Genomic DNA, 17,180 nt, shown 5'->3' on the forward strand with positions numbered 1-17,180 from the left:
CCCTGGCAATATCGTGTTCGTACCGGATGTGCGAATGCATACAGGTTGGTTCTGGTTATCTAAGGGATGCTCATGCTCGAGAGTTGGCACGTTGTATTGCGGTGTTGCACCCGGCTGCTGCTGGTCGGTGGTGCCGTCACTTACTCGGCATTGGCCCCCGCGCTAGGCTTGGGTGAGATCACTCAGCATTCGGCGTTGAATCAGCCATTCAGCGCCGATATCGCCCTGCTGGATGTCGGGGGGCTGGAGGAGGGCGAGCTGTCGGTCAGCCTGGCGACGGCAGAAGAATTCAGCCGCGCCGGTGTCGAGCGGCTGTTCTTCCTCAATAACCTGAAATTCACGCCGATCCTGCGGGGCAACCGCAACCTGATCCGGGTGACGTCCAGTAAACCGGTCAAGGAACCCTTTCTGAATTTTCTGGTGCAGCTCAATCAGCCCAACGGGCGTTTGCTGCGCGAGTACACCGTGCTGATCGATCCGCCGGGTTCGCCGGGAGTTGTTCCCGTCAACGACGACCCCGCGCCGGCCCCTCAGGATTCCGCGTTCCCGTCCGTTGAACCGGCTGTTGCACCGCCACCTGCGGTGCAGAGTTCGGCCCCCAAGCCTGATGTCGATAAACCAGCCGCCGCGCCAGAGAGTGATCCTGTTGCCGAACAACTGGCCACCAGCGTGCTGCAAAACCAGCAGCTGCAAAAGACCATCGATGAACTCAATGCGAAGTTGCAGGCACAGGACGAGAAGATTGCCGTTCAGAAAAAACAGGTGACTGAGCTGCAAAACCAACTGGCGGAAGTCAAACAGGCTTCGGCCGCGCCTGCCGCACCCGAGGTGCCGGCGCCGGTTCCGGTGGTTGTCGAGACGTCCGAAGCATCTCATTGGCCGCTGATTATCGGGTTGCTGTCGTTGGTGGCCCTGGTGTCGCTCGCAGTGTTCATTCGCCGTCAACGACAGCAGGTTCAGGCCTTGTCCGAGCCGTTAGCCGTGCAGACGTCGCGCCATGAACCGGTGCTCAACCGCACAACAGAACCGGCCAGGCCAGCCACCCAGGCGCAATCGGTGGCCGGATCGGCTGATGAGACTGCCGCAGGCGACGTGCTGGAAGGAGTTAGCATCTACCTTGCCTATGGCCGCTTGTCCGAAGCTGCCGGTTTGTTGCGAGAGGCGTTGGTCAAGGAGCCCCAGCGCACCGATCTGGCCGTGCAGCTGCTGGAGGTTCTTGGTAAACAGGGTGACATGCAAGCGTACGACGCGCAGGAAAGTAGCCTGCGTGACGCCGGGTTTGACGCACAGCAACTTCAGGACATCCGCCAACGCCATCCGAAACTGATCGGCGCCGTGCCGGTGGCCACCGCCGTGGCAGTGGCTCCGTCCACGCCTGCAATCTCTGAAGCGGCACCGAGCGATGAGTTCCAGTTGAACCTCGACGACCTGTCGATGGATGCGAACTGGGACCTGATCAGCCCCTTCGACAACTCACCGCCCAACACCAAACCGTCGAGTGAGCCGTCACCGGCAGACGAGCCGGGGTTCACTTCGAATCTGCATGTGTTGCCCGATGTTTTCGAAATACCCGACGAGCCGACGCTGGACGAGCCCGAGCTTGAATGGGTCGCCGAACCTGACTCGCAATCTCTGGACGAGACCTTTCTCAACGAATTCAGCGATCCCGGCCAGTCGCTGGAACTTGAGCCGCTGAATGCTGAATTGATCGATCTTGAACCGGCCGAGCCGAGCAGCGCGGGCAAACTCGAACAGGCCCAGACCTGCATCGACGACGGCGATCTGGACAGCGCCATCGAGCTGCTGAACGAGTTGCTCAAGGAAGGCGACGAACCGCTGAAGGAGACGGCCCGAACGCTGTTGGCCGGAATTCGCTGAAGATCTTCTCGGTTATGCGGTTTATCATGGCGACGCCCTCAGGCAGAGGAGTTTTGCCAATCATGACCACACGTAAACCGGAAATCGTCATCACCTACTGCACGCAATGCCAATGGCTGTTGCGCGCCGCCTGGCTGGCCCAGGAACTGCTCAGCACCTTCGGCGACGACCTGGGCAAAGTGTCCCTGGTGCCTGGCACCGGCGGGGTGTTCCACATTGTCTGCGACGATGTGCAGCTCTGGGAGCGCAAGGCCGACGGCGGTTTCCCCGAGGCCAAGGTGCTCAAGCAGCGGGTCCGCGATCAGATCGATCCGGATCGCGACCTGGGTCACAACGACCGCACTCAGTGAGACGGCGCTTGCGCGGCAACGGTCTTATGGCTTGAACCGCCGGACAACCGGCTGGAGACCACGATGGCCACGATGATCAATGCGCCGCCGATCAGCATGCGCAGCGTCGGGTTTTCATCGAACAACAGCCAGGCCAGGGTGATGCCGTAAACCGGCTCCATTGCGAACACCACTGACGCGGTCCGGGCCTTGATCACCGCCAGGCTGGCGACGAACAGGCTGTGAGCGACGCCGGTGCAGAACACCCCGAGCAGGCCGATCCACAGCCAGTCGATGGCGCGCACTTCGCTCAATTGCGGCATCGCCACCGGCAGCAGGCAGATCGCAACCACCATGTTCTGACACAGCGCCGCCTGCACCGGCGGGATTCGCCCGGAGCTGGCGCGGTTGGTCAGGGACAGCAAGGAGAACAGCAAGCCAGAGGCTACTGCCCACAACAGGCCGGTGGTGGCGCCGCTGGCCAGATCGAAGTCCGGCGTGACCAGTACCAAACCGATGCTGACCAACACCACCAGCAGAATTTCATTGGCGCGGATGCGCTCGCGGAAAATCAGCCCTTCGAGGATCACGGTAAACGCCGGGAAACTGGCAAAGCCCAAGGTCGCGATTGCCACCCCGGCCACCTTCACCGCGATGAAGAAACTCACCCAGTGTCCCGTCAGCAGCAAGCCGCTGAGCAACAGGCGGCGCCAGTCCACGGCGTCGAGTGTCTGCCAACGGGTATTACTGGCGAACCGGGCGAAAAACGCCAGGGCGAGGACGGCAAACGCGGCACGACCGAACACGATGATCGCCGGTGAGGCGGCGGCAAGTTTGCCGAACACGCCGGTCAGGCCGAACATCAGTGCACCGATATGCAGAGCGCCAAGGGCGGTACGGGGAGTCATTGCAATCCTTAACGACAAACGAACACATGTGTAATTGAATCGTGCTGAGCCGGTTATGTCTGTCGCCAGACTCGCGTCATTTGTCGCCAGCCTCGCGGCGCAATTTACCGGGTGAGGCGCCGAACTCACGCAGCACTGCTGCGGCGAATGCGCTCTGGGAGCTGTAGCCGACCCGACACGCGATCTCGCCAATGGGCAGTGCCGAATCGCGCAGCAAGCGCACGGCGATGTGCAGCCGGCGACTACGGATGTAGTCCATCGGCGTTTGCCCGCATTCCGCCACGAACCGCGCGTGCAAGCGAGCGCTGGACAGGCCGGCAATGCGCGCCAGATCGGCGACTTGCAGTGGATAGGCCGCGTATTGATCGATGTGAGCATTGAGCGCTGCATACGGCAGACGCCGACCGCCGACCGTCTCGGGCCTGGCGTTGTTGAGGCTGGCCAGCAGCAACACCGCGCCTTGCTGGGCGATCAGCGGATCGCTGATCGGGCTGCCCGCCAGCCAGCTCACCAATTGGCTTTGCCCGGCGTCCAGCGACAGGCGCCCGGCATTGTCGAGCAAGCGGCGGCTGGCCTCGGCGTGTTCCCCCAGTGACTGATACACCCACTGATCGCTCGGCACATCCAGCACCAGGCAACGACTGCCATGGGCACTGTCGCAGGCATGATGCGCCCCGGACGGCACCACCACGAAACTCTGCTGAACCACCTGACTGCCAAGCCCCTCGACCTCGAAATCCAGTGCGCCCGACAGCCCGAATACCAGTTGCGCGTAGTCGTGGCTGTGGACGATCAGGTCGTGGGTGTATTGGCGCAGTGTGAGGATCGGTCTCATCGCAGGTCTCGTGGCGATATTGATGAGTGAAGCCGCCAGTCTACACCGAGGCCCCGCGTTCGCGCGTTGTCACAGGACTGACTTGCGATTGTCATGGGCAATTAACCCGACCGGCGCAAGCTTGCCAAAACTTGTCCAGAGGGTTGCCCATGACCAGCGCCGAGCTCGCCAAACCCAGCCGTAAGCAACGTGTGCGGACCTTATGGATTTCCGACGTGCATTTGGGCACACGGGACTGCCAGGCCGAACACCTGTCGCAGTTTCTCAAGGGCTACCATGCCGACAAGATTTACCTGGTCGGTGACATCATTGACGGCTGGAAACTGCGCAGCGGCATGTATTGGCCCCAGGCGCACACCAATGTGATTCGTCGCCTGCTGACCATGAGCAAGCGCGGCACAGAAGTGATCTACGTTACCGGCAACCATGACGAATTCCTGCGCCGTTATTCGAAACTGATGTTGGGCAATATCCAGTTGGTGGACGAAGCCGTGCACGTGACCGCCGATGGCCGTCATCTGCTGGTGATTCACGGCGATCAGTTCGACGTGATTACTCGCTATCACCGCTGGCTGGCGTTCCTCGGCGACTCGGCCTACGAATTTACCCTGACCCTCAACCGCTGGCTCAACCATTGGCGGGCCCGTTATGGCTACGGCTATTGGTCGTTGTCGGCGTACCTCAAGCATAAGGTCAAGACCGCCGTCAGTTTCATCAGCGATTTTGAAGAAGCCATTGCCCACGAATGCGTCAAACGCGAGTTGCATGGCGTGGTGTGCGGGCACATTCACCATGCCGAGATTCGCAAGGTCGGCGAGGTGGACTACCTCAATTGCGGGGATTGGGTGGAGTCGTGCACGGCGCTGATCGAGCATTGGGATGGTTCGATCGAGTTGTATCGCTTGGCCGATGCGCAGGCGCGAGAGGCGGAGTTGAAGACGGTGAAGGTCGCGGAGCCGGCATAACCTGCGAGAAATGGACCGCGAAGCGGTCCCCGATATTCTTCAGGCCGACGCTTGTTCTTCCATCGCCGCCTTGTAGATCGAATTCTTCGGCTGTGCAAACAACCGTTCCATCATCGGTTCGAAAAAACTCAGCGGCAGCGTGTCGTACGCTGGATCGAACGCCGCTGCATCGTACCGGGCGCAAAATTCGATGGTCGCCCGATACTGCGGATGAGCACTGAATTGCTCGCGCAAATGCCGGTCCATGCCCAGGTGATGGAAGAAGTAATAGCCCTGGAAAATCCCGTGTTTCTCCACCATCCACAGGTTCTCGGCACTGACGAACGGCTTGAGGATTGCCGCGGCGATGTCCGGGTGGTTGTAGGACCCCAGTGTGTCGCCGATGTCATGGAGCAAAGCGCAGACCACGTACTCTTCGTCGCGGCCATCGCGCCAGGCGCGGCTGGCGGTTTGCAGAGAGTGGGTCAGGCGATCCACCGGGAAACCGCCGAAATCACCCTCCAGTAACTTCAAATGCGCCACGATCCTTGTAGGCAATTGCCGGGCATAGGCACTGAAGTCTGCGGCGATGATCGCCCAGTCTTGCTGCGTACCGTCTTGCATGTGGGTAAAACGGGCGCGGGCATTCATCGGCTATCCTCTTGTTCTTATCGAAAGGGGTGTTTGGAGTGTAGGGCTCGGATCCAGAGCGCTGCACTGGCCGCACAGGACGCTTTTGTGGCCAAAGGAGCCTAGAACGGCACGCGACCTACAATCATGTCGCGGTACATGACGAAGTCGCCGAGCAGGCTGTAAAGAGGATGCTGAAAGGTTGCAGGACGATTCTTCTCGAAGAAGAAATGCCCGACCCAGGCGAAGCTGTAACCGGCCAGCGGCAGGGCCAGCAACAGCCACCATGCGCCATTGGCGATGGCCAGCGCCAGAATGAAAATAACCAGCGTGGTGCCGACAAAGTGCAGTCGTCGACAAGTGCTATTGCGGTGTTCGCTGAGGTAATACGGGTAAAACGCAGCGAAGCTGTTGAAACGTCTGATGTTTTCCACGACTGCGATCTCTGTGGTGTGTATGCAGGCGACAAGTTGCGCTGCGGGTAGCCTATTTAAGTCTAGAGTGATCATAGGCATCAGCCAGTGACAATAGGCGCCACTTTAGTATCCTTCGGAATTGGGTCGTGGCATGCGGCCATCACGTAGTAAACGCCATGAGCGAACGAACGACTTCTGCAAGCTGGGCGATGGGGATTGTCAAAGCACTGGAAATGGACGGCCTGGATTGCCGGGTTTTGTTCAAGCAGCTAGGGCTCGACTATGCGGCACTGGATGATCCGGATGCGCGCTTCCCGCAAGATTCCATGACGCGGCTCTGGCAGCGCGCGGTCGAGTTGTCCGGCAACCCGGCGATCGGCCTGAACATGGGCAAGGTGATGCGACCGGCTTCCCTGCACGTCGCCGGTTATGCCTTGATGTCCAGCCGGACCCTGGCCGAAGGCTTTCAGCGTCTGGTGCGGTATCAGCGAATCATTGCTGAAGGTGCTGACCTGAGTTTGCGCATACTGGACGAGGGTTATGCGCTGATTCTGACGGTGCATGGCGACCACTTGCCGCCGACCCGACAAAGCGCTGAAGCATCGATGGCCTGTGCCCTGGCGTTTTGTGGGTGGTTGACCGGGCGCATGCTGCATCCGCGCAAAGTGCTGCTGCAGGGCGATCAACCCGTCGATCTCGAACCGTATAAGCAAGCCTTCCACGCGCCGATGATGTTCAACGCGCCCTATGACGCCTTGATCTTCGAGCGCGCTGACCTGGAGGCGCCGTTGCCCACTGCCAACGAGGCCATGGCGCTGCTGCACGACCGCTTTGCCGGTGAATACCTGGCGCGGTTTTCCGAGAGCCGCGTGACCCACAATGCGCGGCAGGTGTTGTGCCGCTTGCTGCCCCAGGGCGAACCCAAGCGCGATGCGGTGGCGCAGGCGCTGCACCTGTCGCAACGCACCTTGCAGCGACGCTTGCAGGAAGAGGGCACGAGTTTTCAGACGTTGCTGGATGACACGCGGCGTGAACTGGCCGAGCAATACCTGGCGCGACCGAGCATGACGCTGCTGGAAATTGCCTACCTGCTGGGGTTTGCCGATCCGAGCAACTTCTTCCGCGCCTTCCGACGCTGGTTCGATACCACCCCCGGCGAATACCGGGCGCGGCTGACGGAAGCGCTCAAGCTGGTCAGTGACGCCAGAACGCCGGGATACACAGAACAAACACCGTAATGATCTCCAGCCGACCCAGCAGCATGCCGAACGAGAGAATCCACTTCGCGGCATCCGGCAGGCTGGCGAAGTTACCCGCCGGGCCAATGGTTTCGCCCAACCCCGGGCCGACGCCAGACACCGTGCTGGCCGCGCCGGTAAGGGCTGTCATCCAGTCCACGCCGAGCAGCGACAACAGCAGCGCAATCACGCAAATGGTGATGGCGAAAAAGAACGAAAAGGTCAGGATCGAACGCACGATTTCTTCGTCGAGACGGTGGCCGTTGTACTTCTGCTTGATCACCGCGCGTGGGTGAATCAACTGGTTAAGGTTGGCCTTGAGCAGAATGTAGGCCACCTGGAAGCGGAAAATCTTGATCCCGCCAGCGGTTGAGCCCGAGCAGCCGCCAACAAACCCCAGATAAAAGAACAGCATCAGCGAGAAGTTGCCCCAGAGGCTGTAGTCCCCTAGTGCAAAACCTGTCGTCGTCACCACCGAAGTGACGTTCAGCGCCACATGCCGCAAGGCGTCCAGCCAGTGCAACTGGGTGGTCCACCAGTACCAGGTGCCGAGCACCAGCCAGGTCACCAGCAACATACCGAGCAAGCCTTGCACCTGTTCATCCTTGATCAGCGCCCGACGGTTACCGCGTAACGTGGCGACATACAGGGTGAACGGCAGGGCGCCGAGAATCATGATGACGATCGCGACCCAATGCACCGCAGGCTCCGGCCACTTGGCCAAAGACTGGTCGGAGGTGGAAAAGCCACCGGTGGAAATCGCTGACATCGCATGGTTGATCGCGTCGAACGGGCTCATCCCGGCCCACCAGAACGCCAGGCTGCCGAAAATGGTGATGCCGACGTAGGTCGCAACGATCAAGCGCGCCACCATGTGCGAACGGGGCATGACTTTTTCGGAACGGTCTGACGACTCGGTCTGAAACAGCCGCATGCCACCGATGCGCAGCAATGGCAGAATCGCTACCGCCATGCCGATAAAGCCGATCCCGCCGATCCAGTGCAGCAATGAGCGCCACATCAGGATGCCGGGGGACATGGTGTCCAGGCCTGTGAGCACCGTCGAACCGGTGGCGGTGATGCCGGACATGCTTTCGAAGAACGAATCGGTGTAGCTGATGTGTTGGGTCAGCAGGAACGGCAGGGCGGCGAAGATGCACACCACCAGCCAGCTGCTGACGGTCAGCAGGTACATGTCTCGCGGGCGCAGATGGATGTGTTCGGGGCGCCCTGGAATGACCAGGGCCAGGCCGGCGACAAAGGTAATCATGCTGGCCCAGAGGAACGACGGCAGGTCGCTGGTGCGCTCGAAGATCACCAGGGTGGCCATCGGCACAACCATGGAAATTGCCAGCGTGATCAGGAAGATGCCGATGATGAAACCAATGATCCGTAAGGTCGGCAACGCCATGAAGTCCGCTCGGGCTGAAATAGGGAAGGGCGCCATTCTACCTGCGGGGCAGGGCATGTAAACCGACAGCCCTGTGGCAGATGCAGCTAGAATAGCCAGACATTTTTTCCAGGAGGTGGCCGATGCAGGCTCTCGACGCTTTGCTCAACCGTGTTTCCGTTCCACGACTGCTTGATCCGGCGCCCACTGCCGAGCAACGCGAAGTGCTGTTTGCCGCCGCGATGCGTGCGCCAGACCACGGCCACTTGCAGCCTTGGCGCTTCCTGACAGTCGAAGGCGCGGCGCGCGAGCAAATGGGCGAGTTGCTGGCCGAAGCGGCGAAGCTGCAAGACAGCGAGGTGTCAGAAGCCGCGCTGGACAAGGCCCGTAACGGCCCGCTGCGTGCACCGTTGGTGGTTGTGGTGATCGCGCGTTTGCAGGATCACGTCAAATATCCCAAATCCGAACAATTGTTGGCGGCAGGCTGCGCGGCTCATGGAATTTTGCTGGCCGCTTATGCTCAAGGCATTGGCGCGGTGTGGCGTACCGGTGAGCTGGCTTATTCGGCGCATGTGGCCAAAGGGTTGGGTCTGGCGGAAGGGGAAGAGGTGATTGCGTTCCTCTATCTCGGTACACCGCAGAAAGAACCGCGGGTGGCGGAGAAGGTTGATCTGGCCGAGTTTGTCAGCGCCTGGTCCGGTAAGGCCTGAAGATCAAAAGATCGCAGCCTCGTTGCACTCGACAGCTCCTACAGAAGTACACATATCCCTGTATGGAGCTGTGTAGGAGCTGTCGAGTGAAACGAGGCTGCGATCTTCTTGCATCACCCCCGATTTACGGCTGCACCACCGCCCCCGGCACCAACGGCAATTCCAGACTGGCAATAAACCCGCCCCCAGGGTGATTGGCCAGCACCAGACTGCCGCCATGGCGCTCTGCCGCGCGGCGTGCAATGGCCAGCCCCAGGCCATGTCCGGCCGTTGTCTGCCCCGGTGCCCGATAGAACGGTTCACCCAGTTGATTCAAATGCTCGTCTTCTACGCCAGGGCCATGATCGCGCACGCTGACCACAACCCTGTCGCCCTGACGCAACGCCTGCATTTCGATCGGTTGCCCGACCGGGTTAAAGCGCTGGGCATTGCGCAGCAGGTTGTCCACGGCGCGCTCGATCATGGTCGGCCAGCCTCTGAGGTTCAGTTGCGGCTCGGCCTCAAGGCGCACGTTCTGCTCCGGCGAACTTAGCTGAGCGTCCTTTTGCAGGGTGTTGAGCAGTGCATTGAGATCCACTTCTTCGGCACTGGCGTTGTCGGCATCGACCCGCGCCAACACCAGGATTTCGCTGATCAGTGCTTCCAGTCGATCGCACTCTCGGGTCAGGCGCGGCCAGAGTTTTTCCCGCTCCTGGGGATTGGCCCGCTCGGCCAGTGCCAGCGCGATGCGCAGTCGGGCCAAGGGCGAACGCAATTCATGGGACACATCGCGCAGCAATTGCCGCTGACTGCCGATCAGGCTTTGCAGGCGCGCGCCCATGCGGTTGAAGTCGTTGGCCAGCACACCGAATTCGTCGCGGCGGTTGGCCAGTTGCGCCAGGCTGTTTTGCTGATACGTCGTCTGCCCCAACTCATGCACTGCGCCACGTAAACGGCTCAACGGTCGGGTGATGGAGAAGGTCACCAGCAGGCTGAACAGGGTCAGTACCACCAGGGCGATACCCAGCGCGCTCAATGGCCAGAGCAGGCTTTCACGGTGCCAGGCGTCCAGTTCCGGATGCGGAATGCGATAGATCAGCAGGTAGGTGTCGCCCGTCCTGGCGCTGGTGTATTCATCGGTCAGGCGCCGCCACGGCAGGCGCCGATCATCGTTTTGCTGCCGAGCTTCGAAAGCGGCTGCACGCCGAGGGAAGGTGCCGCGTACCACCGGGTCTCCCGCCTCGTTGAGCACTTGAACGTCGATGTGATACTGGCGCTTGCGCTGCTCCAGAATGTCCTGGGCGGCTTCCTCGCCCTGACTCTCGTAGGTTTGCGTCCACTGTTCGGCCAGGGTGTTGAGGCCCGGGTGGCGACTGAGAATCCACGCGTCCTGGTTGAGCATGTGCCCCAGCAAAATGGAAAGCCCTGCAACCAGAGCGATGGCCAGCCAGAAGCTGGCCAGGATACGCCAGAACAATGAGCGCACAGAAAATCCTCGAACAAAGAAAGCCCAACGGCGATTAACCGTTGGGCTGGCTAGAACATTATTGCGCTTTTTGCGCTTGCTGCGCTTTCCAGGCCTTGAACTCGGCCCATTCGGCGCGACGCTCAGCTTGTTTCTTCTGGATCTCGTCGAATTGCTTCTGTTGATCCGGTTTCAGCAGGGCGCGAACGTCGGCTTCGGCTTTCTTGTGCTTGGCCTCCATCTCGTCTTTCAGGGCTTTCTGGTCAGCTGGCGAGAGTTTTTCCAGGTACTTGTCGATCAGTTGCTGACGCTCGTGCATCTGCTCGCCCATGATTTTGCGGATCTGCTCGCGCTGTTCGCGGCTCAGGTCCAGTTGGCTGTAAGGGCCTTTACCGTGCATGCCGTGCATCTGACCGCCGTGGCGTGAGCCGTCCATGTGATCACCCATCGGGCCTGTGCCTTCAGGCGTGGCCATGGCAACGGTCGGCAGGGCGGCAGCAAACATCAGAGCGATAAGAGTCTTGCGCATGGTGTATCTCCTTGTCTCGTTCCCGGTACGTTCCGGATGTGTGCAGATTACGCAGATCAAGGTCAACGGCGGTCAGCGGAGCGTAAAGCTTGGGTAAAGACGGTTTTCTACCTACCTGACAATTCCAACACTTCGCCGATTTCTTTCTGACGAAACATGACTTGTAGCAGCTGCTACCGGGGCGTCGGATTCAGAGGCTGTAGTAGTAACCGCGACTGCGCAGGGCCACGATGCGCGGGCGGCCGTCGGGGTGTGGGCCGATTTTTTTGCGCAGGTTGCTGACGTGCATGTCCAGGCTGCGGTCGTACAGGGTCAGTTTGCGACCAAGGGCGATTTGCGCCAGTTCCTGTTTATCCAGCGGTTCGCCGGGTTGCTTGAGCAGGGCTTCGAGCAGGCGGCTTTCGGAAACGGTCAGGGTGAATTCCTGTTCATCGATGCTGACCACCCCACGCACCGGACTGAAGCACAGGTCGCCCAGCTCGAGCTGGCTGGAGACAGCCGTTGGATGACTGCGGCGCAACACCGCGCGCAGGCGGGCGGTCAGTTCCCGTGGGTCGCACGGCTTGGCCAGGTAATCGTCGGCGCCCAGTTCCAGGCCGAGGATGCGGTCCAGCGGTTCGCCACGGGCCGACAGCATCAGCACCGGCAAATCCGGATGGTCGCTGCGCAGCTGCTTGAGCAGTTCCAGGCCGCTGCCGTCCGGCAGCATCACGTCCAGCACCACGGCCGCCGGAGACGTTTCGGCCAACGCGCGCCGGGCGCTCTGGCCATCGTGGCAGGCGCGAACCTGAAAGCCTTCCTGGCTCAGCCAACTGCCCAGGAGCTCACACAGCTCCTGGTCATCATCAATTAGTAACAGCTCGCTCATGACTCACTCAATTTAGCCATTGCCTACGTTTTCTGGTGGCACCACTGGCGAAGATACCGCAGAGCAGGGCCAATAGCGCTACTGCGGCCCCAATAACGAACCACTGCTGCTGATCGGTCAGCAGGCGCGGTAGCGGGCTGCTGGCCAGGGCTTCCTTGAGTTGCAGCTTCAGGCGCTGATTCTCCTGGCGCAACCTGCTCAGCAGGGCGCTTTCGCGTTCGCCATCGGTAGTTTGCAATTGTTTGCTCAGTGCTTCCCGTTGCTGCTCGCTTTCTTTCAAGCGCTGCTGCAACTCGGTGATCTGGCTACCGGCGCTCAAGGACAGCGGCGTCGAATTACCGCCATTGGCGCTTTCTTCACCATGGGCGGGCGCCATGATCGACAACGTCACCAACATCAGACACAACGGACCTTTGCGCATCGCAACTCCTGATTCCAATACGAGTATTGGGCAGGTTGTCGGCCGGTAAACGAGAATAATGAGCGTTGAGAGCGCGATGAGCCGATAAGGTTCATCGCGCTGAAGGAGTTTACGGCAGGACTTGCTTGAACGGCTTGACCAGAACATTGGCGTAGACACCTGCGGCAACGTACGGATCGGCGTCGGCCCAGGCCTTGGCGGCGGTCAGGGATTCGAATTCGGCGACGATCAGGCTGCCGGTGAAACCGGCCGCGCCCGGATCATTGCTGTCGACCGCCGGGTGTGGACCGGCCAATACGATACGACCTTCGCCTTTGAGCACTTGCAGGCGCTCAAGGTGCGCAGGCCGTGCGGCCAGTCGGGCTTCCAGGGAGTTGGCGGCGTCTGTGGCAATGATTGCGTAAAGCATGTCAGTCCTCGGTTTTTGGCGTTGTGGTGTCGGCGTCGTGCAAGTGGCGGGACAGGTAGATGCCCTGGCCGACCAGGAACAACAAAGTCATGCCCAGGCTGCCGAAGACCTTGAAGTCTACCCAGTAGCTCTGGAAGGTGAACGCGACGAACAGGTTGGCGGCACCGCAAAACAGGAAAAAACCGATCCAGGCGATGTTCAGGCGGGTCCAGACCGGTTCCGGCAGGGTCAGCGCGTGGCCCATGATGCGTTTGATCAGCAACTGGTCACCGACAAAGTGGCTGCCGATGAACGCGAGGGCGAACAGCCAGTTGACCACCGGGGCTTTCCATTTCAGGAAGGTCTCGCTGTGGAACGCCAGGGTCAGGCTGCCGAAGACCAGGCAGGCAATGAGGGTCAGCCACTGGCTTTTCTCCAGCTTGCGCTGCTTGATGTACAGCGTGCCGTAGACCACCAGGGAGCTGATGATCAGCATCGCGGTGGCGCTGTAAATACCACCGACAGACAGCTGATGACCGCCAATGTCGACGACTCGCGGGTCGATTTTGAAGACGATGAAAAACAGCAGAAGCGGGATGAAGTCGATGAATTGTTTCACAGTGGCAGCCAGAAGCAGGATGTGGCGGCATAATAACAAACATATTGACGCGCGATAGCGTCAGCTGATTTGAGGTTACACAGTCCTGTGAATGTTGATTTGCACTGCCATAGCACGGCCTCCGATGGCGCCCTGGCGCCTGCGGCACTGGTTGCGCGTGCGTTCGAGAAAGGCGTGCGAGTCCTGGCCTTGACCGATCACGACACCCTTGAAGGCCTCGACGAGGCCCGTAGCGCCGCGACGGCGCTGGGGATGCAACTGGTCAACGGCGTCGAATTGTCCTGCACCTGGGGCGGGGCGACCATTCATGTGCTGGGCTATGGTTTCGACGTCAATGCCGCGCCGTTGGTCGAGGCCATCGCCAAACTGCACGATGGCCGCTGGCTACGGTCCGAAGAAATAAGCCGCAAGTTGGCGTTAAAAGGTATGCCGGGGGCGCTTGACGGTGCCCGGGCCATTCAGCAGGAACTGGGCGACAGCAGCAACGCGCCGGCCCGTCCGCACTTCGCCGACTGGATGGTGCGCGAAGGTTTCGTCAAGGATCGCGCCGAAGCGTTCCGCAAATGGCTGGGTGCCGGCAAGCTGGGGGACGTCAAACTGCACTGGCCGACTCTCGAAGACACCGTCGAGACCCTGCGCGCCGCGGGTGCCTGGGTCAGTCTGGCGCATCCCTGGCACTACGATTTCACTCGTAGCAAGCGTCGCCGCCTGATTTCTGACTATATTCAAGCCGGGGGCCACGCGATTGAAGTGGTCAATGGCCATCAGCCCGCTGAGCAAGTGGGCAGCCTGGCGATTCTTGCCCGTGAGTTTGGTCTGCTGGTCAGCGCCGGCAGTGATTTTCATGGCCCTGGAGGCTGGTCCGAGATCGGTGAATACCGCCCGCTCCCGGAGGATCTGCCACCACTGTGGTGTCGATTCAAATCCTTAATCTGATGGATGTGAAAACGTGACGAGCGAAGGCAAGGCAAGGAAAAAACAGGCGAGGAAGCGGAGTTTACATCTTGTAAATGAGCATTCCGAGCCTGTTTTTGACGCAGAATTGCCGAGCGCAGTAGTTTTCACGCCATCAGTATTGCCGTCGTCTGAACAGGTAGACAATGTGAGTCAATTTTTCCAGATTCATCCGGAAAACCCGCAAGCGCGCCTGATCAAACAGGCTGTCGAGATCATCCGCAACGGCGGGGTGGTGATTTATCCCACGGACTCTTCCTACGCCATTGGTTGCCAGATTGGTGACAAGACCGCCGTGGAGCGTGTGCGTCGGCTGCGTCAGCTGGATGAGAAGCACAACTTCGCGCTGATCTGCAGCGACCTGTCGCAGTTGGGGCTGTTCGCCAAGATCGACACCGGTACTTTCCGTCTGCTCAAGGCCCACTTGCCGGGGCCTTACACCTTCATTCTCAACGCCACCCGCGAAGTCCCGCGGCTGTTGTTGCACCCGAAAAAACGCACCATCGGCCTGCGCGTGCCGAGCCATCCGATTGCGTTGGCGCTGCTGGAAGAACTCGGCGAGCCGCTGATGAGTGTGACCCTGATCATGCCCGGCGACACCGACCCGCTGACCGATCCCTACGAAATGCGCCAGTTGCTGGAGCATCAGGTGGACCTGATCATCGACGGCGGTTTCGGCGGGATCAAGGCGTCCACCGTGATCAACCTTGCCGATGGCGAGCCGGAAGTCATCCGTGTCGGTTGCGGCGACCCTACGCCATTCATGGCCGAGGCGTAGATGTCTGCAGTAGAACCAGAACCCGTCGACAGCCAGGCCGGTGCCCAGCAAGAACTGCCTTTCGCCATGGTTTATGGCCAGGCGGTCATGGAAATGCCGCTGGACCTGTACATCCCGCCGGATGCACTCGAGGTCTTTCTGGAAGCCTTCGAAGGCCCGCTCGACCTGCTGCTGTACCTGATCCGCAAGCAGAACATCAACATCCTCGACATCCCGGTGGCGGAAATCACCCGTCAGTACATGGGCTATGTCGAGTTGATGCAGTCGGTGCGTCTGGAGCTGGCCGCCGAGTACCTGGTCATGGCCGCGATGCTCGCCGAGATCAAATCGCGGATGTTGCTGCCGCGAGCTGAAACCATTGAAGACGAGGAAGACGACCCTCGCGCCGAACTGATCCGCCGCTTGCAGGAATACGAACGCTTCAAGGCCGCCGCCGAAGGCATTGATGGCCTGAGCCGCGTCGGCCGCGACGTGGTGGTGCCCAAGCTCGACGCCCCGGAAGCCCGGGCGCGCAAGCTGCTGCCGGACGTGAGCCTGGAAGAATTGCTGATGTCCATGGCCGAGGTCTTGCGCCGGGGCGACATGTTCGAAAGCCACCAGGTCAGCCGCGAGGCACTGTCCACCCGCGAGCGCATGAGCGATGTACTGGAACGGCTCAAGGGCGGTGGTTTCGTGCCCTTTGTCGAGTTGTTCACCGCTGAAGAAGGGCGTCTGGGGGTGGTGGTGACCTTTATGGCGATCCTCGAACTGGTCAAGGAATCCTTGGTCGAGCTGGTGCAGAATGAGCCGTTCGCGGCGATACATGTGCGAGCCCGAGCCGAATAACGAGTTGAATCATGAACCTGACTGAACCCCGCGAGCTAGCGCCACTGCTTGAAGCCTTTCTGTTGGCCTCGGGAAAACCGCAATCGCTTGAGCGCCTGTTCGAACTCTTCGAAGAAGGCGAGCGGCCCGAACCAGCGGTCTTCAAGAAAGCCCTGACGATTCTAGCCAAATCCTGCGATGGCCGAGCCTTCGAGCTGAAGGAAGTCGCCTCCGGGTATCGCCTGCAAATCCGCGAAAAGTTCGCGCCGTGGGTCGGACGCTTGTGGGAAGAACGGCCGCAGCGTTACTCGCGGGCCATGCTCGAAACCATGGCCCTGATCGCCTATCGCCAGCCGATCACCCGGGGCGAGATCGAAGACGTGCGCGGCGTGGCGGTCAACAGCCACATCGTCAAAACCCTGCTGGAGCGGGAGTGGATTCGCATCGTCGGTTACCGTGACGTGCCCGGCAAACCGGCAATGTTCGCCACCACCAAGGCGTTTCTCGATCACTTCAACCTGAAGAACCTCGACGACCTGCCGCCGCTGGCCGAGCTGCGCGAGCTGGAACCCGAGCCGATGCTCGAGTTCGACGACGCGCCGGTGCCGGCCGGGTTGCAAGAATTGGCAGATGCCAGCGCCGAGCCGGAAGAGCCCAAGGAAGAAACCAGCTTCCACACGCTGTTGCTGGAACTGGACACCATGGAGGAGGGGCTCAAGACTGATTTCGACGATTTGTTGCGCGATGGCGAGTTGACCGAGACCGAAGAGGTTTTGCAGCTGCCGGAGCCGGAAGTCGACGCTGAACTTCAGGTTGAGCCCGAAGCCACTGTCGTAGAAGAGCTGGAAGATGATGTGCTGGGCGTCGCCGAAGCTCGCGAGAAACTGTTGGCCGCCGTCGCCGCGCTTGAACAGTCGAAACCCGAGCCCGAACTGACCGACGAAGAAGCCGAAGCCCAGGCCCTGGCCGAAGCGATCGAGGCCGAACGCCGCCAGTTCGAGGATTGAAGTCCGCCAAAAGATCGCAGCCACCACCGGCCGGCGGAAAAACCAATAACCGACGGTCGATCAGCTAGTCTCTGATGCGCGAACGCTCCC

20 protein-coding genes are annotated in these 17,180 nt (G+C 60.5%); 9 read left to right on the forward strand and 11 right to left on the reverse strand.

The genetic code is table 11. The features are described from left to right. Window positions 1–72: 72 nt before the first annotated feature. Together PMI21_RS14015 and PMI21_RS14010 are read left to right on the forward strand one after the other, a co-directional pair. Window positions 73–1,878: a type IV pilus assembly protein FimV gene (locus tag PMI21_RS14015; protein WP_007938495.1), complete on the forward strand. Its 1,806-nt coding sequence runs from the start codon at window positions 73–75 to the stop codon at window positions 1,876–1,878. Between the two features lie 62 nt (window positions 1,879–1,940). Then, window positions 1,941–2,228: a SelT/SelW/SelH family protein gene (locus PMI21_RS14010; RefSeq protein ID WP_007938496.1), complete on the forward strand. Its 288-nt coding sequence runs from the start codon at window positions 1,941–1,943 to the stop codon at window positions 2,226–2,228. Here PMI21_RS14010 and PMI21_RS14005 read toward each other — a convergent pair. Both PMI21_RS14005 and PMI21_RS14000 read right to left on the reverse strand, forming a co-directional pair. Next, window positions 2,222–3,115 carry a DMT family transporter gene (locus PMI21_RS14005; RefSeq protein ID WP_007938497.1) on the reverse strand — a complete coding sequence of 298 codons (894 nt, stop codon included), beginning with the start codon at window positions 3,113–3,115 and terminating at the stop codon, window positions 2,222–2,224. The two genes, PMI21_RS14010 and PMI21_RS14005, sit on opposite strands and share 7 nt — an antisense overlap. Window positions 3,116–3,191: 76 nt before the next feature. Further along, the gene (locus tag PMI21_RS14000) at window positions 3,192–3,950 is read right to left on the reverse strand and encodes a helix-turn-helix transcriptional regulator (protein ID WP_007938499.1); all 759 of its coding nucleotides are present in this window, start codon (window positions 3,948–3,950) and stop codon (window positions 3,192–3,194) included. Window positions 3,951–4,099: 149 nt separating this feature from the next. Here PMI21_RS14000 and PMI21_RS13995 point away from each other — a divergent pair, with 149 nt between their 5' ends. Then, window positions 4,100–4,915 (forward strand): UDP-2,3-diacylglucosamine diphosphatase, encoded by an 816-nt coding sequence (locus tag PMI21_RS13995; protein ID WP_007938506.1) that lies wholly within the window; start codon window positions 4,100–4,102, stop codon window positions 4,913–4,915. 39 nt (window positions 4,916–4,954) lie between these two features. Here PMI21_RS13995 and PMI21_RS13990 read toward each other — a convergent pair whose 3' ends face one another. Both PMI21_RS13990 and PMI21_RS13985 read right to left on the reverse strand, forming a co-directional pair. After that, complete coding sequence (locus tag PMI21_RS13990; protein ID WP_007938508.1) at window positions 4,955–5,545, reverse strand: HD domain-containing protein; 591 nt, start codon at window positions 5,543–5,545, stop codon at window positions 4,955–4,957. A 101-nt stretch (window positions 5,546–5,646) separates the two neighbouring features. Next, on the reverse strand, window positions 5,647–5,958 hold the full coding sequence (locus PMI21_RS13985) for an Mpo1-like protein (protein WP_007938510.1): 312 nt from the start codon (window positions 5,956–5,958) through the stop codon (window positions 5,647–5,649). Window positions 5,959–6,116: 158 nt separating this feature from the next. Here PMI21_RS13985 and PMI21_RS13980 point away from each other — a divergent pair, with 158 nt between their 5' ends. Next, on the forward strand, window positions 6,117–7,178 hold the full coding sequence (locus PMI21_RS13980) for an AraC family transcriptional regulator (protein ID WP_081499485.1): 1,062 nt from the start codon (window positions 6,117–6,119) through the stop codon (window positions 7,176–7,178). Here the strand turns inward: PMI21_RS13980 and PMI21_RS13975 are convergent. After that, window positions 7,135–8,589, reverse strand: coding sequence for a TrkH family potassium uptake protein (locus PMI21_RS13975; protein WP_007938514.1), 1,455 nt, complete (start codon window positions 8,587–8,589; stop codon window positions 7,135–7,137). The genes PMI21_RS13980 and PMI21_RS13975 overlap by 44 nt on opposite strands. Before the next feature lie 122 nt (window positions 8,590–8,711). Here PMI21_RS13975 and PMI21_RS13970 point away from each other — a divergent pair, with 122 nt between their 5' ends. Next, on the forward strand, window positions 8,712–9,278 hold the full coding sequence (locus tag PMI21_RS13970) for an NAD(P)H nitroreductase (RefSeq protein WP_007938516.1): 567 nt from the start codon (window positions 8,712–8,714) through the stop codon (window positions 9,276–9,278). A gap of 124 nt (window positions 9,279–9,402) precedes the next feature. On the opposite strand, the gene PMI21_RS13965 is transcribed toward PMI21_RS13970, so the two are convergent. The 6 genes from PMI21_RS13965 to PMI21_RS13940 all read right to left on the reverse strand — a co-directional run bounded on the left by PMI21_RS13965 (window position 9,403) and on the right by PMI21_RS13940 (window position 13,547). Further along, the gene (locus PMI21_RS13965; RefSeq protein WP_007938518.1) at window positions 9,403–10,743 is read right to left on the reverse strand and encodes a sensor histidine kinase; all 1,341 of its coding nucleotides are present in this window, start codon (window positions 10,741–10,743) and stop codon (window positions 9,403–9,405) included. Between the two features lie 58 nt (window positions 10,744–10,801). Next, window positions 10,802–11,251 carry a Spy/CpxP family protein refolding chaperone gene (locus PMI21_RS13960; protein ID WP_007938520.1) on the reverse strand — a complete coding sequence of 150 codons (450 nt, stop codon included), beginning with the start codon at window positions 11,249–11,251 and terminating at the stop codon, window positions 10,802–10,804. A gap of 190 nt (window positions 11,252–11,441) precedes the next feature. After that, complete coding sequence (locus tag PMI21_RS13955) at window positions 11,442–12,119, reverse strand: response regulator transcription factor (RefSeq protein WP_007938522.1); 678 nt, start codon at window positions 12,117–12,119, stop codon at window positions 11,442–11,444. A gap of 7 nt (window positions 12,120–12,126) precedes the next feature. After that, complete coding sequence (locus PMI21_RS13950) at window positions 12,127–12,540, reverse strand: hypothetical protein (RefSeq protein WP_007938524.1); 414 nt, start codon at window positions 12,538–12,540, stop codon at window positions 12,127–12,129. A 109-nt stretch (window positions 12,541–12,649) separates the two neighbouring features. Then, window positions 12,650–12,949 carry a YciI family protein gene (locus PMI21_RS13945; RefSeq protein WP_007938526.1) on the reverse strand — a complete coding sequence of 100 codons (300 nt, stop codon included), beginning with the start codon at window positions 12,947–12,949 and terminating at the stop codon, window positions 12,650–12,652. Window position 12,950: 1 nt separating this feature from the next. Next, window positions 12,951–13,547, reverse strand: a complete 597-nt coding sequence (locus PMI21_RS13940) for a septation protein A (protein WP_007938527.1) — start codon at window positions 13,545–13,547, stop codon at window positions 12,951–12,953. A gap of 87 nt (window positions 13,548–13,634) precedes the next feature. On the opposite strand from PMI21_RS13940, the gene PMI21_RS13935 reads away from it, so the two are divergent. The 4 genes from PMI21_RS13935 to scpB all read left to right on the forward strand — a co-directional run bounded on the left by PMI21_RS13935 (window position 13,635) and on the right by scpB (window position 17,090). Further along, window positions 13,635–14,483: a PHP domain-containing protein gene (locus PMI21_RS13935; protein WP_007938528.1), complete on the forward strand. Its 849-nt coding sequence runs from the start codon at window positions 13,635–13,637 to the stop codon at window positions 14,481–14,483. Window positions 14,484–14,649: 166 nt separating this feature from the next. Further along, the gene (locus PMI21_RS13930) at window positions 14,650–15,279 is read left to right on the forward strand and encodes an L-threonylcarbamoyladenylate synthase (RefSeq protein ID WP_007938530.1); all 630 of its coding nucleotides are present in this window, start codon (window positions 14,650–14,652) and stop codon (window positions 15,277–15,279) included. A 66-nt stretch (window positions 15,280–15,345) separates the two neighbouring features. Beyond that, window positions 15,346–16,104, forward strand: coding sequence for a segregation and condensation protein A (locus tag PMI21_RS13925; RefSeq protein ID WP_253548957.1), 759 nt, complete (start codon window positions 15,346–15,348; stop codon window positions 16,102–16,104). Between the two features lie 11 nt (window positions 16,105–16,115). Next, window positions 16,116–17,090, forward strand: coding sequence for an SMC-Scp complex subunit ScpB (gene scpB, locus PMI21_RS13920; RefSeq protein ID WP_007938532.1), 975 nt, complete (start codon window positions 16,116–16,118; stop codon window positions 17,088–17,090). Window positions 17,091–17,180 lie beyond the last annotated feature (90 nt).

The sequence above is a fragment of the Pseudomonas sp. GM18 genome (assembly GCF_000282195.1).
Taxonomy (GTDB): domain Bacteria; phylum Pseudomonadota; class Gammaproteobacteria; order Pseudomonadales; family Pseudomonadaceae; genus Aquipseudomonas.